The organism is Variovorax sp. GW821-FHT09A10, from assembly GCF_059418385.1.
In genome coordinates this window covers 289,571-303,080 of record NZ_JBWKPT010000002.1, presented here as the reverse complement: position 1 = coordinate 303,080, position 13,510 = coordinate 289,571, and the positions used below count along the sequence as shown (strand labels likewise).

General features: G+C 69.2%; 13 protein-coding genes. 5 read left to right on the top strand and 8 right to left on the bottom strand.

Going from position 1 to position 13,510, the window contains the following annotated elements; all coding sequences use genetic code 11:
• Positions 1-5: 5 nt before the first annotated feature.
• The 7 genes from sctJ to sctV all read right to left on the bottom strand — a co-directional run bounded on the left by sctJ (position 6) and on the right by sctV (position 7,009).
• Complete coding sequence (sctJ, locus tag AC07Q9_RS08235; RefSeq protein ID WP_495308670.1) at positions 6-815, bottom strand: type III secretion system inner membrane ring lipoprotein SctJ; 810 nt, start codon at positions 813-815, stop codon at positions 6-8.
• A gap of 7 nt (positions 816-822) precedes the next feature.
• Complete coding sequence (locus tag AC07Q9_RS08230; RefSeq protein WP_489056630.1) at positions 823-1,236, bottom strand: hypothetical protein; 414 nt, start codon at positions 1,234-1,236, stop codon at positions 823-825.
• A 55-nt stretch (positions 1,237-1,291) separates the two neighbouring features.
• Positions 1,292-1,498 (bottom strand): hypothetical protein, encoded by a 207-nt coding sequence (locus AC07Q9_RS08225; protein WP_021004014.1) that lies wholly within the window; start codon positions 1,496-1,498, stop codon positions 1,292-1,294.
• A gap of 143 nt (positions 1,499-1,641) precedes the next feature.
• Positions 1,642-2,847 (bottom strand): FHA domain-containing protein, encoded by a 1,206-nt coding sequence (locus AC07Q9_RS08220; RefSeq protein WP_495308669.1) that lies wholly within the window; start codon positions 2,845-2,847, stop codon positions 1,642-1,644.
• Between the two features lie 2 nt (positions 2,848-2,849).
• Positions 2,850-4,628 carry a type III secretion system outer membrane ring subunit SctC gene (gene sctC, locus AC07Q9_RS08215; protein WP_495308667.1) on the bottom strand — a complete coding sequence of 593 codons (1,779 nt, stop codon included), beginning with the start codon at positions 4,626-4,628 and terminating at the stop codon, positions 2,850-2,852.
• Positions 4,625-4,891, bottom strand: coding sequence for a type III secretion system export apparatus subunit SctS (gene sctS / locus AC07Q9_RS08210; RefSeq protein WP_099789463.1), 267 nt, complete (start codon positions 4,889-4,891; stop codon positions 4,625-4,627). The genes sctC and sctS overlap by 4 nt, the downstream gene beginning before the upstream one ends.
• 42 nt (positions 4,892-4,933) lie before the next feature.
• On the bottom strand, positions 4,934-7,009 hold the full coding sequence (sctV, locus tag AC07Q9_RS08205; protein WP_495308665.1) for a type III secretion system export apparatus subunit SctV: 2,076 nt from the start codon (positions 7,007-7,009) through the stop codon (positions 4,934-4,936).
• A gap of 323 nt (positions 7,010-7,332) precedes the next feature.
• Here sctV and sctQ point away from each other — a divergent pair, with 323 nt between their 5' ends.
• From sctQ to AC07Q9_RS08190, 3 genes are all read left to right on the top strand, one after another.
• Positions 7,333-8,466, top strand: coding sequence for a type III secretion system cytoplasmic ring protein SctQ (gene sctQ, locus AC07Q9_RS08200; RefSeq protein ID WP_495308663.1), 1,134 nt, complete (start codon positions 7,333-7,335; stop codon positions 8,464-8,466).
• Between the two features lie 2 nt (positions 8,467-8,468).
• Positions 8,469-9,128, top strand: a complete 660-nt coding sequence (gene sctR / locus AC07Q9_RS08195) for a type III secretion system export apparatus subunit SctR (RefSeq protein WP_099789470.1) — start codon at positions 8,469-8,471, stop codon at positions 9,126-9,128.
• A gap of 137 nt (positions 9,129-9,265) precedes the next feature.
• Positions 9,266-9,955, top strand: a complete 690-nt coding sequence (locus AC07Q9_RS08190; RefSeq protein WP_492676949.1) for a DJ-1/PfpI family protein — start codon at positions 9,266-9,268, stop codon at positions 9,953-9,955.
• Here AC07Q9_RS08190 and AC07Q9_RS08185 read toward each other — a convergent pair.
• On the bottom strand, positions 9,952-10,953 hold the full coding sequence (locus AC07Q9_RS08185; protein ID WP_495300224.1) for a GlxA family transcriptional regulator: 1,002 nt from the start codon (positions 10,951-10,953) through the stop codon (positions 9,952-9,954). The two genes, AC07Q9_RS08190 and AC07Q9_RS08185, sit on opposite strands and share 4 nt — an antisense overlap.
• A 213-nt stretch (positions 10,954-11,166) precedes the next feature.
• Between AC07Q9_RS08185 and AC07Q9_RS08180 the strand changes: the two genes are divergently transcribed.
• On the top strand, positions 11,167-13,098 hold the full coding sequence (locus AC07Q9_RS08180) for an amidohydrolase (RefSeq protein ID WP_495308661.1): 1,932 nt from the start codon (positions 11,167-11,169) through the stop codon (positions 13,096-13,098).
• Positions 13,095-13,481, top strand: coding sequence for a YybH family protein (locus AC07Q9_RS08175; RefSeq protein WP_495308659.1), 387 nt, complete (start codon positions 13,095-13,097; stop codon positions 13,479-13,481). Before AC07Q9_RS08180 ends, AC07Q9_RS08175 begins: the two co-directional genes overlap by 4 nt.
• The last annotated feature ends 29 nt before the right edge of the window (positions 13,482-13,510 follow it).

The following is a 13,510-nucleotide window of genomic DNA, read 5'->3' as shown; positions in this document are numbered from 1 at the left end:
GGTGGTCAGCGCCTGAACACCTGGCGGCGCGTCCAGCTGCGCCAGTCCAGCCCCTGCCGGCGCAGCAGCGTGGGCAGCACCATCAGGCAGACCGCGGCCACGAGCAGCAGGCCCAGCAGCACCATCGCGGTCGAGGTCGAGAACAGGCCCAGCACCATCGGCTGGCCCCGGCCGCCCTCGCCGCCGGGTGCCACCGCCGCGGGCTTGCGCGCCTCGAACAGCGACAGCGAGACCTGGTCGTGCGTGAGGCCTTCGATGCTGTGCGCCACCATGTCCTTCACGGCCGGCGCCAGCAGGCGGATGTCCACGTCGGGCCGGTGCTTGATGAACACCGCCGCCGACGAGGGGCGCAGCTTCTCGCTCAGCGGATCGTTGGCCGGGATCACCACGTGCACGCGCGCGGACACCACGCCGTCGACATGGCGCAGCGTCTGCGACAGCTCCTGCGAGATGGCGTAGATGTAGCGCATGCGCTCCTCGGACGGCGTGGACACCAGGCCCTGCTTCTGGAACACCTCGCCCATGGTGGCGAAGCGCTCGTTGGGCAGGCCCTGCGCGCGCAGCACGTCGAGCGCGGCGCCCATGCGGCCTTCGTCGACCTCGACCTGCCAGTTGCTGCCTTCCACGCGGCTCTTGGACGCGTCGATGCCTTCGGCCGACAGCGCGGCGACGATCTCGTTGGCCTCCTGCTCGTTGAGGCTGGAATACAGGCCGACCTTGCAGCCGCCCAGCGCCAGCAGCAGGGCCAGCGCGGCAACCCATCGGCCGCGGCGCGAAAAAATGGAAAGGGAAAGGGGGTGACGCAGCGGGTTCACGGCATCCTCATTGCTGGTTCTTCAGCAAGGTGCCGAACAGGCTGGTGGCGGCGCTCGCCAGGCCCGTGGAGATGTGCATCTTCGCGAACATGGTGTGGGCCTCCATCGAATGGTCGGTCATCGCGAACATGGTCTTGATGGGGTCGGACATGTCGATCGACTCGAGCATGCTGCGGCGCATTTCCTCGTAGGAGCGCACGTTGCCCGAGAACTGCGCCGCGAGCGCCTTGGCGGCGTCGCCGAGCGCACTGGGCGCGGCCACGGAAGACGGCGGCGCCTGCACGCCCTGCATCATGTTGGCGAACATCCGGGTCTCGCCCGGATCGAAGCGCGAAGCGTGGGCGGCCTGCTGCGGCGCCGCCGGCCCGGACACGTCGGCCGGTGGTGCGCCCGCAGCGACCAGCGCGGTGGGATCGGTCATGGTTCACCTCCTGGGGAAAAGGCCGCGCGATGCACCGGGCACCGCGCGGACCTGCTTACGAGGACTTGGCCGACTGGCGGATGTCGTTGCCGGTGGACTTGGCCACCTCGCCGCCCGCGGCGCTCGCACCGTTGACCGTGTGCGCGGTGGAAGCCGCGCCCTGGATGCTGGTGGAAGCGGCCATGCTGGCCGACATCAGCCGGGCGTTGTCCGCCGCGGCCTGGTTCATCTGCTGGATAGAGCTGTCAACTGCGCCTGCCATATGTATCTCCTGGTCAAGTGGAACGATTCACGAGGGTTGAAGCGCTCCGTCCCGGCGGGACGAAGCCATTCCATGCGGCGCACGAACGCGTCGCCGCATGAAATCGGGGGTGCGCGTGATGCAGGCTGCGGGGGTCCATGCCTTCATCTCGCGCGTCTGTTGTTGCTGCTGTCGGGCACGCCGCCGCTGAGCACCAGCCCGTCGGCGTCGATGCGCTTGAGCTCGGCACCCGAGCGCAGCACCGAGCCTTCGTAGTAGCGGTTGCCGTTCGACAGCTGGATGTGGCGCAGGCCGTTGCCGTCTTCGGTGATGCTCACCATGCGCGCAGGCAGCACGCTCTGCCAGCCGTCCCACTGGGCGCGGATGTCGGGCTCCTTGGCCTCGGCAGCGGGCTTCTCCCGGTACTGCACCTTGTCGGACACGAGCACCGAGGGATGCAGGTCTTCGCTCAGGCGCCGGATCTTCTGGCGCACCGCCGCGTCTTCCACCGTGCCGGACAGCACCAGCCGGCCCTGCCCCGTGTAGGTGACGGCCACGCCGGGGTCGGCCACGTAGCGGCGCGCCTGCTCGACCATGTCCTCGGCCGAATGCACATTGACGCTGACCTTGCTGCCGAAGGGCGCCATGGCCTGCTGCAGGGCCTGGCGGCGCTGCTTCGACTCCACGTACCCCTTCACGCCGAGCAGCCCGCCCTGCGCGGCCACCACCTCGACTTCGGGGAACGGCACGAGGGCCTTCTCCACCTCGGCCAGGTTGACGCTGCCCTTGGCGCGCGCACCCGCGCCCGCATCGCCCAGCGACACGGCGGCCAGCCCGATCACGGCCAGCAGCGCCATCACGCCACCCACCCAGTAGCCCAGGCGCCGCGACGACGGCGCGGGCTGGCCCACCGGGGCGCCCTCGCCGGCCTGCGCCTCGCGGGCCGGGGCGAACATGCGGTCTTCGCGCGCGTTGGCGGTGTAGCTGCGGTCGAGCTGGAAGTCGATCTGGCCCAGGCTCACGACATCGCCCGCCACCACGCTCTTGCGCGGCTGCTGCATCTCTTCGCCGTTGAGCCGCGCCGAGGCCGTGCCCAGGCGCTGCATCGACACCACCAGCTCGCCGACGGTGAAGGCCAGGTGGCGCGGCAGCACGTCGCCGCCGGGCAGCATCACTTCGCAGTCGCCGCCCGAGCCCAGCACGTTGAGCCCGGGCTTGAGCGCGATGGTGCGGCCCTTCACGGCACCGCTCAGGAAGCGCAGGCACCAGCCTTCGCCCAGGGCCGGGCCGGGCCGCGGGTCTTGCGCAGCCTCGCCGTCACTGCTGGCGTGACTGCTGTTGTCGAGGGACATGTCTTCGGTGTCGCGCACGTTCAGCCTCCCACCGATGCAGGGGGCGGCAGCGGCAGCGACGGCACGTTCGCCGTGGCGCCGGGCACCACGAGGCGCGGCGTCAGCAGGTAGAAGCGCTCCATGTTGGCCTGCTTCTTCTCGGTCGAGCGGAAGAGCCCGCCGACGCCGGGGATGTCCTTCAGCAGCGGCACGCCCGTGACCGCATTGGTCTTTTCTTCCGACGAGTAGCCGGCGATCAGCAGGCTCGAGCCCTCTTCCACCAGCGCCTGCGTGTTGACGGTGCGGCGGCGCACGATCGGGATCTTGTCGACCGACATCGGACTGAGGTCGCCGTCGACGATATCGATGGACATCATCACGCCGCGGCTGGCCTTCTCGTCGATGACCAGCGGCGTCACCCGCACGGCGGTGCCGGCGGTGATGCTGAACAGGCCCGCGTCCTGGAAGCCGTCCACCCGCACGTAGAACTCGCTCAGGTTCTCCAGCACGGCCTCGGTGTTGTCCAGCGTCATCACCTTGGGGCGGGCCACGAAGTTCGCGTTGCCGTTGGTGGCCAGCGCCGTCACGCGGGCCAGCAGGTAGTTGCGCGCGCTGTTGCCGATGGCCGCGGTGAGCATGCCGCCCAGCGGCGTGAGCGGGTTGCCCGTGCCGTCGAAGCTGCCGATCTGCCCGGCCTCGCTGCCCGTGCCGCCCCAGGTCAGCTGTCCGCGGTCGCCGCGACCGGTCTGGAAGTCGGCGTGCCGACCGTGCAGGCGCCAGTCGATGCCCAGGCTGCTGAGCGTGTCGGAGCTGATGTCCATGATGGTCACCTCGATCTCGACCAGGCGCGGGCGCACGTCCATCGATTCGATCAGTCGGGCGTACTGCGCCATCTTGTCGGGCATGTCGCGCACCAGCACGGCGTTCATGCGCGTGTCGGCCTGGAACTGCGGCAGCTCGCCGCCGACGATGCTCGCCATGCCGCCCAATGTCGCGCCGTCGCTGCCACCGCCGCCTGCACCGGCGATCTCGACCTTCGGCGCGTTGATGGTTTCGCCGCTGCGCAGCTTGATCTGCCGGTTCGGCCCGAGCGACATGCCGCCGCTCATGCCGCGGCCACCACTGCTGCCTGACGACGCATTGCCGGTGCTGCGCCCGTAGAGGCTGCGCAGCACATTGGCCACGCCGGGAATCACCGTGTCCTTGCCAGAGCGGTTGATGCGGAAGTCGGCGGCCCAGGCGTACTTGAGCGGGAACAGGCGGATCTCGGCGCCCTCGGCCATCGCGCTCTTCTGGTCGGCCAGCTTCACGGCCTGGCGCACCATCTCCACGTAGCGGCGCGGGCCGGTGACATACACGCTGGCGTCGCGTTCGCTGATGCTCAGCGGGTAGCGTTCGTCGGAGATGTGCAGGCGCACCAGCGTCTCGGCGATGCGCCCCGCGTTCTCGCCGGCGATGGGAAGCACCTCGCTCTTGGCGTCGGCCGCCAGGTCGACGAAGAGGAACGCGCCGTCGAAGTACCAGGTGAGGCCGTTGACCGAGCACACGCTGTTGAGGATGCCCAGCGCCGGCCCGGCGAACTTGCCGCTGATGACGCCGGCCACCTTGGGATCGATCACCGCCGTGACGTTCTGCGACGACGCCAGCTCGCGCAGGAAGTCGGGCAAGGGCTTCTCGTTGGCGACGATCTGGAACGGCCGGTTGTGCCAGCGCAGCTCGGCAGCCTGGCTGTGCTGGTGCGCGGCCAGCAGCACCAGCGCGGCGCAGCCGAACAGCAGGAAGGCCCGCTGGCGCAGCAGGTTCAGGTGCGCGGCGATCACGGCAAGGAACTCAGTGTCTGCAAGGCGCGTTCGGCGAAGCGCATCACGTCGCGCCCCAGCCAGCCCGCCGTGGCGATGATCGCCACCATCACCGCGATCAGCCGGATCGACTGGCCGATGCTCTGGTCCTGCACCTGCGTCACGGCCTGCAGCACCGCCACCACCAGGGCCGTGAGCGTGGCCACCGCCACCACCGGCAACGAGATCCACAGCACGAGGAGCAGCCCCTCGCGCGTGATGTCCAGGATGTTCTGCGGTGTCATGGTGCTTCTTGGGGAGTGCCACGGAAGGCAAGGAAAAGTTCATCAATGGGCTTGCGGATTCGTGACCCAGCCCACCGGCTGCAGGGCCACGTCTTCGTCGACTTCCTGGTAGGACAACACGGGCAGCAGCGGCGCCACCGGCTCGATCAGCGTCTTGATGTAGCGGCGCACGTCCGACGAGGCGATGGCCACCACGCGCGTCGCGGCCGAGCCGAGGATGCGGCGCACCTGCTCGCGGATGTCCTGCGTGACGGCCGGGCTCAGCAGCAGCAGGTTGCCGCGCGGCGAACGTTCGATGGCGTTCTGCACGCGCTCCAGCAGGCTGGACTCGAACAGGATGGCCTCGAGCTGCCGGTTCGGCCCCACGTAGCGGCTGGTGATGTAGCGGCCCAGGTCGATGCGCACCAGCTCGGTCAGCGCGATGGCGTCCTGCTCCTTCGGCGCCCAGATCGCGAGGCATTCGAAGATGGCGTGCAGGTTGCGGATCGGAATGCCCTCCTGCAGCAGCCGGCGCAGCACCTCGGCGATGCGCTGGCTCGAGGCCACGCGCGACACCTCGGCCGCCAGCTCGGGCGCATCGCGCTGCACCGAGTGCAGCAGGCGCTGCACCTCCTGCAGGCCGATCAGCTGGCGCACGTTGCGGCGCACCGCGTCATCCAGGTGCAGGCCCACCACCTCTTCGTTGTTCCAGCTCTTGAAGCCGGAGGCTTCGCCCGGTGCCCACACCACGCGCGTGAACGGGCCGAAGGGCTCGGCCACTTCGGCGCCGGCCGGAGGCGCGGCGGCCTCGGCCGGATCGAGCATGCGCCAGCCCGGGCGCAGCGTGCCTTCGGTCACCGCCACGTCGTGCACCAGCACCTGGTAGCCATGCACAGGCAGGCCATCCGCATAGGCCACCTGCAGGCGCGGGAACACGGGGCCGAGGTCGGACTCGACCGCGGTCTTCACCGTGGCCAGTTGCTGGTCGAGCGCATGGCGGTCGACGCCGCCGCGCAACCGGCTCGACAGGCGCACCGCCAGCGGCGCGGCGATGGCGTGGTCGCCCTCTTCGTCTGCCCGCGAGGCCTCGCCTTCGCGGTGCGAGATCCAGCCCGGCGTCTGGTTCTTCTGGCGCAGCATGCGCACCGCAAAGCCCAGCCCCAGCAGCACGGCCGCGAGCAGGCCGAACACCCACTTCGGAAAGCCCGGCACCAGCAGAAAGCTCGCCACCGCCAGGCCCGCGATGATCAGCGCGCGCGGGTGCGCCATGAGCTGCTGGCCGATCTGGTTGGCGAGCTGCGTGTCGCGGCGCTCGCCGGTGCTCACGCGCGTGATGACGATGCCGGCCGCGATCGACACCAGCAGCGACGGAATCTGCGACACCATGCCGTCGCCGACCGTGAGGATCGCGTAGCGCTGCAGCGCGGCGCCCAGGCTCATCTCGTGCATCAGCGTGCCGATGGCGATGCCCGCAAGGATGTTCACCAGCGCGATCACGATGCTCGCGATGGCGTCGCCCTTGACGAACTTCATGGCGCCGTCCATCGCGCCGTGCAGCTGGCATTCCTGCTCCAGCATCTGGCGGCGCTTCTGCGCCTGCGCGGACGAGAGCACGCCGGCGCGCACGTCGGCGTCGATGCTCATCTGCTTGCCCGGCATTGCATCGAGTGCGAACCGCGCCGCCACTTCGGCCACGCGCTCGGAGCCCTTGGCGATCACGATGAACTGAACGATCGCGATGATGAGGAACACCACGCCGCCGACCACCACGTTGTTGCCGACGATCAGCTTGCCGAAGGTGTCGATGATGTGGCCCGCATTGGCATGCAGCAGGATCAGCTTGGTCGATGCGATGTTCAGCGCCAGCCGAAACAGCGTGGTGAACAGCAGCAGCGACGGAAAGGTGGAGAGCGACAGCGCCGAGGGCACGTACATCGCCACGATCAGCAGCACCAGGCTGATGGCCAGGTTGCTCGCGATCAGCAGGTCGAGCAGCGGCGTGGGCAGCGGCAACACGAACAGCGCGACGATCACCACCAGCAGGCCTGCGAGCAGCAGGTCGTTGTAGCGGCCTGCACTGCCCAGCAGGTCGCGCACACCGCCACGGTAGGTTGAAAGTGATCGCGGAGAACTCGCCATTGCTACTTTTCTACTTTTGTCTTGCGGTGTGTTCGGCATGACGGGCGATGCCGTTTGCATCGCTCGCCACACCCTCGTCGAACGTGAGGGATGTCACGTCGCGTCGGACTCTATGCGCCGCCATCCATTCACGGCAACCACGAGTTTTCGTAGATGCCTGCGGTGTGTGGCGCGCGCGGCACTACGTGTTTGCGGACTACCTGCGCGAGAGGCCTCTGGCTAAGCTGCCGGTCCCGATGCGAGCTGCCTCGCGTTGCTTCAAGGCATGAAGACAGTGACAAGACGTAGGACCGCCCGCACCGCCATGTCGAACGAAAGCGTGCATGCCGATCGCAGGCGCTGAATCGGTGACCGAGCTCGGCGAAGCCCGCGCATTGCCGCGTGCCGATGCTGCGAACGTGCGCGCGCTCAATCGCCTGTATGGCGCACCGCCGCTGCCCGAAGCGGTGTCGGCGCGCGGCACGCGGTATGCCATCGGCTGGCACCACGATGCAGCGCTCGGCCACACCGCGCACGGGAGCTATCGCTTCAGGCTTGGCGCGCACGTGGGCCACCTCGCGCTGGATGCGCCGAGCCTGCAGGTGCTGCTGGGCGAGCGCCGCATCGACCTGCTGCCGCGCGACCTGCGCTACATCCTGCTGGCCGATGCACTGCATCCGGTGATCGATGCGCTGGAGAAAACACTGCGCCTGCATTTCGAATGGCAGCCTTCGGAAGCCGAGGCGCGCGACGCGCAGGAGCGGCGCGAGCACAGCACCGCGTCGCGCGTGCACTGCGACCCCGAGCGCGCTGCGTTCTTCACTGCCACGCCCACCGAGGGCGGCGCACTGCTGCGCGGCTTCGTGCAGTTCGAGGATGCCGCCACGCTCGACACGCTGGTGCCAGCGCGCGACGCCACGCACCGCCACAACGCGCATGCAGACGAGGCCTTCGACGCCTTGCGCCTGCCCGTGAACTTCAGCCTCGGCAGCACGCCGATCCAGCTGCGCGAGATCCGCAGCATCCGCCCCGGCGACATCGTCGGCATCGAGCAATGGCGCTCCTCGGGCGCCGCGATCGTGGTCACGGCCGAGCTGGGAGGCCCCGCGGGGCGGCATCTCTCGGCCTTTGCCGAAGGCTCGCGCATCACCGTTCAGCAATCGAGAGACAGTGCCATGAAGCCAGACTCCCCCACCCCGGCCGCACCCACTGCGGGCGTCGCGGACAACACCCATTTGCCGATCGACCGGCTCGATGCGCTGGAGGTGACGCTGCGCTTCGAGGTCGGCGACCTGTCGCTGTCGCTGGGCGAACTGCGCAGCATCCGCGCCGGCCACGTGTTCGACCTGGGCCAGCCGCTCAACCGCAGCCCGGTGCGCATCCTGGCGCACGGCAACGTGCTGGGCAAGGGCTACCTCGTCGCGGTGGGCGACCGCCTCGGCGTGCGCGTGTCGGAGTTCGCCCCCGGCGAAGTCTGAGCATGCAAGGCGGCCTTCCCGAACCCCTCACGCTGGTCGCGCTCATCGTCGCCTTCGGCATCGCGCCGTTCGTGGCGCTGATGGTGACCAGCTACACCAAGCTGGTGATCGTGTTCGGCCTGCTGCGCACCGCGCTGGGCCTGCAGCAGACGCCGCCCAACATGGTGCTCAACGGCATCGCGATCATCCTGTCGGTGTACATCATGGCGCCGGTCGGCATGGACATCGGCGACGCGCTGCGCGGGCGCACCTTCGGCGCCAAGGGCGAAGGTCTGGGCGACATCATGGCCGTGGTCGATGCGGCCAAGGCGCCGGTGAAGGAGTTCCTGCAGAAGCACACGCACGAGCGCGAGCGGCAGTTCTTCCTGAAGTCGGCCGCCAACATCTGGCCCAAGGCGCGCGCCGAACAGCTGAGGGACGACGACTTCATGGTGCTGGTGCCGAGCTTCACGCTCAGCGAACTCACGCGCGCCTTCCAGATCGGCTTCATCATCTACCTGGTGTTCGTGGTGGTCGACCTGATCGTCGCCACCGTGCTGCTCGCGCTGGGCATGTCGATGATCTCGCCCACCACCATCTCGCTGCCCTTCAAGCTGCTGCTGTTCGTGATGCTGGACGGCTGGACGCGGCTGGTGCACGGGCTGGTGCTCTCGTACCGCTGAGACTGCAGCGCAGCGGCGCGCGCCCACTGCGCCTTGGCTGTTTTTGACGCAGGGTTGGCATCGCGGCCCTGGGGTGCGCGTGCCATGATTTTGGCCAGCCCTTTCGGGCTCCCCCTCCTCTTCGTCAAAGGCCAACGATGCGCATCCTCGCCCTGCTCTTTCCCCGTTTCACCGCCATCGACCTGATCGGCCCGGCCAATTGCTGGGGGTTGATTCCCGGCGCGCAGTTCCAGTTTGCCGCCGCGCAGGCGGGTGCCCTGCCCATGGACTTCGGCGGACCGCACGCGGACATCGTGGCCACGCACGACTTCAGGACATGCTGGCAGGACCCCGATGTGCTGCTCGTGCCTGGCGGCGGCAGGCCCGCATTCGAGGCACTCGACAACGACGCCTACCTCGACGCGGTCGCGCGCATCGGCGCCCGGGCGGGCTGGGTCACCAGCGTCTGCAACGGCTCGCTGCTGCTGGGCGCGGCCGGGTTGCTCAAGGGCTACAAGGCGGCCTGCTACTGGTACTCGCGCGACTACCTCGAACTGTTCGACGCCCAGCCGGTGAACGAGCGCATCGTCATCGACCGCAACCGCGCCACGGGCGGCGGCATGACGGCCGGCGTGGATTTCGGCCTGCACATGATCGGCCAGTGGGCCGGTGCACCCAACGGCGCGCTGACGGAGCTATTGATGGAATACGCACCCCAACCGCCCTTCGGTTCGGGCCGGCCCGAGATCGCGTCGCAGGAGACGCTGGCGACGGCACGCGGCATCCTGCAAGGAGAAATGCCCAACGACCTCGTGGCACAGGCGGCTCGCCGGCGCGGCTTTGCCTAGTTGAGCGCAGCGGCGGTTCCGACAGCTTCCGAGTGCCGGTAGCTGTCCGGCCCGACGCCCAGCACGCGCACGAACGAGCGCCGCATGTTCTGCTCGTCTCCGAATCCGCAGTCGCGCGCGATCTTCTTCAGGCTCAGCGTCGGCTCGGCGAGCGAGCGCAATGCGGCCTCGATGCGGAAGGCCTCGATCGTCTTGGCCGGCGTGCGGCCGACCTGCTCGGTGTAGCGGCGCGCAAAGGTGCGGGGCGCCATGCCCACGCAGTCGGCCAGCGTTTCCACGCTCAGCTCGTCGGCCAGGTGCTCCATGAGCCATGCGTGCAGCTTGCTGAAGCCGCGATCGCCGGCGATCTGCGACGACAACGCCGCCGAGAACTGGGACTGGTGGCCCGGGCGCTTGAGAAAGGTCACGAAGGAACGCGCGGCTTCCATGGCGATCTCGTAGCCGTGGTCTTCCTCGAGCACGGCCAGCGCGAGGTCGAGCCCGGCGGTGAAGCCGGCCGACGTCCACAGTTCGCCATCGCGCGAGTAGATGTGGTCGGCCTCGATGCGGCCCTGCGGATAGCGCTCGGCCATCACCCGGGCGGCCTGCCAGTGCGTGGTGACCCGCTTGTTCGTGAGCAAGCCCGCCTCCGCCAGCAGGAAGGTGCCGGTGCAGATGCCGCAGATGCGGGGCACCTGGCGGCCTTCGCGCGCCAGCCATGCCACCAGGTCGGCGGGAATCGGTGGGTCTGCGGGCGGCCCGCCGCCGGGCACGACCAGCGTGCCGATGCGCTCGGTGGCGATCTGCGACAAGGGCTCGGTGGCCATGCAGATGCCCGATGACGTGCGGATCGGCTGACCCCCGATGGATGCGATCGCGATGCGGTAGCCCGGCGTGGCGCTGCCGAGAAAGTAACGCGTCGCCATGGCGAAGACATCGGCGGTGCCGGTGATGTCGGAGGCCGTCACCTCGTCGAACGCGAGGATCACCACGAGGTGGCTGTCGGCGGGGTGTGTCATCGAGGTGCTCCAGGGAGCGCAGCGCCGATCGGAGGGGCGGGGCCGCGCGTGCTTTCGGATCGTACGTGCTGCCCCGCGGGAACGCGAGAGGGGCAGGCCCCGGCCTGTCGTCGCGTGTGGTCGATGGCCGGAATTGACAGCAGTTTGTCTGTGCGCGGGCGCCTCGCTTCTCTACGCTGACCGTCCGTCATCCCGTGAGAGTGAGCCCGCTTCATGACCGCCCTTCATCCGCACGCCGCACTGCCGGTGACCTCGCCAGTGGCCATGCCACCCGTGCCGGCGCCCTCGCCCGCGAAGAAGAACAGTGCGCCCTACCGCTGCGCTTGCTGCATCCCGCGCGCGGCGTTTCTTCAGCTGCTCCACGCTGTGCACAGCGCAGCGCACGATGCCGACTGGCGACAGCCCGCACCGCTCACCCGACCGATGCTGTGGACGTGCATGGCCGCTGCCTGGCAGGCGCAACCGCTGGGCCTCTCGGGCGCGGCCTTGCCGGCCGCTGGCAGCGACGGTGCGGCACCGCTCGTTCGAAGGCGCGGTGGCCCTTCCAAGGCGCCAGTTGGCGCCGAGCGCGTGCTGTCCGGCGGGCGCATCTTCACGGCCGACCGCGCGCATCCGTGGTGCGAGGCGCTCGCCATCGACGAAGGCCGCATCGTCGCCACTGGCACGCGCGCCGAGATCGAGGCCTGGATCGGCGAACGCACCGAGGTCATCGAACTGCAGGGGCGCCTGGTGATTCCCGGTTTCAACGACGCGCACATGCACCACACGCCCGACCCCGCGGGCATCCGGCTGCCGGTCGATCCCGTCGTGGACCCCGGCTTCGCGCAGGTGGCACCGATGATCGAGGAGGCTGTCGCCGCTTCGCCGGCGGGCACCTGGATCTACGGGGTGATGGGCATCGGGCTGTCGATCGACCGCTCGGTGACGCGCGACGCGCTCGACGCGCTGGCGCCCCGGCACCCGGTCATCCTGCTGGGCATGACCAACCACACCAACGTGGTGAACAGCGCCGCGTTGCAACGGCTGGGCATCGCGGACGACGAGCCCGATCCGCTGGGCGGCACCTACGAACGCGTGGCGGGCACCCGGCGGTTGTCGGGGCGCATCAACGAGTACGCGCAATGGGCGCCGCAGCGCACCTTCGCGTCGATGGCCACGCGCGACGAGGGCGTGGACAGCCTTCGTGCGCTGGCGGCCGATTGCGTGCGCTGGGGCATCACCACCTTGCAGAACATGTCGTGGACGCCCGCGGCCCGCTACGTCGAGATGCTGAAGGCCGCCGACCTGCCGATCAAGGTGCGGGTGATCCGCTTTCCGCCGTCGGGGCCGCAGGGGCGCCTGGTGAGCGAAGGCCGGGAGCTGCCGCGCCAGGTCGCTCCGCGCATCCGCGTGGACGGCACCAAATGGATTCTCGACGGCACGCCTGTCGAACGGGCTTCGGCCATCGGCCGTGCCTACGGCGACGATCCGACGACCCAGGGGCGCGAGAACTTCGCGGCGTCCGACGTGCGCGAGATGCTGCGCGAAAGCATCGCCGCGCGCGAACCACTGCTGCTGCACGCGATCGGCGCGCAGACGCTGGAGACGGTGCTCGCGTGCGCGGAGTCCTTCGGTCCCGGTGTGGACTGGCGCGACCCGGGGCTGCGCATCGAACATGCCGACGGCATCACGCCCGCACAGGTCGACCGCGCGAAAGCCCTGGGTGTGACGGTGGTGCAGAACCCGTCGCACTTCCTGTTCGGCGACCTGTATGCGGCGCGCTTCGGTGCCGACACGCCCTTTGCGGCATTCCGCTCGCTGTTCGGCGCCGGCATCCCCGTGGCCCTGGGCTCCGACGGGCCGCTGAACCCTTTTCTCAGCCTGTATGCCGCCGTGGTGCATCCGCCCAGGCCCGAAGAGGCCGCCAGCCTGGAGGACGCCCTGAGGGCCTACACGCACGGCAGCGCGGTGGCCGAGGGGCTGGGCGATCGCAAGGGCCGCCTGGTGCCCGGCGCCTGCGCCGACCTGGCCGTGCTGTCCCAGGACCTGTTCTCGATCGCGCCGTCGGAGATTCCGGCGACCCACAGCCTGTTGACGCTGGTCGATGGCCACATCGTCCACGAACACGTCTTCACTCCCGCTTCTTCAACCACGGAAACACCATGACCCTGACTCAACAGATCCAGCAGCAAGAGGACGCGCTGGCACGCGCCATCGCCGACCGACGCATTTCCGACGCCCTGGCGCTCTACACGCAGGAAGCACAGCTCCTGCCTGAGGGCGCGCCCACCTTCAAGGGCCATGGAGAGATTGCGCGCTTCTTCGAGGGCGTGTTCGCCCAGGGCATCGTGGCCGCGAGCTTCGTCTCGCTCGATGTCGAAGGGAACGAGCACGAGGCCTCGGAGATCGGGGCGTATGAGCTCCAGGCCGCGACGCCGGAGGGCACGAAGGTCACGGCGGACCGCGGGCGCTACCTCGTGCTGTGGCGCAAGGTGGACGGCCGCTGGCTGATTCACCGGGACATGATCAACCACGGCCCCCAGGGGTGATCGTGCGTGGGGGCGGCGCGCGCCGCTCG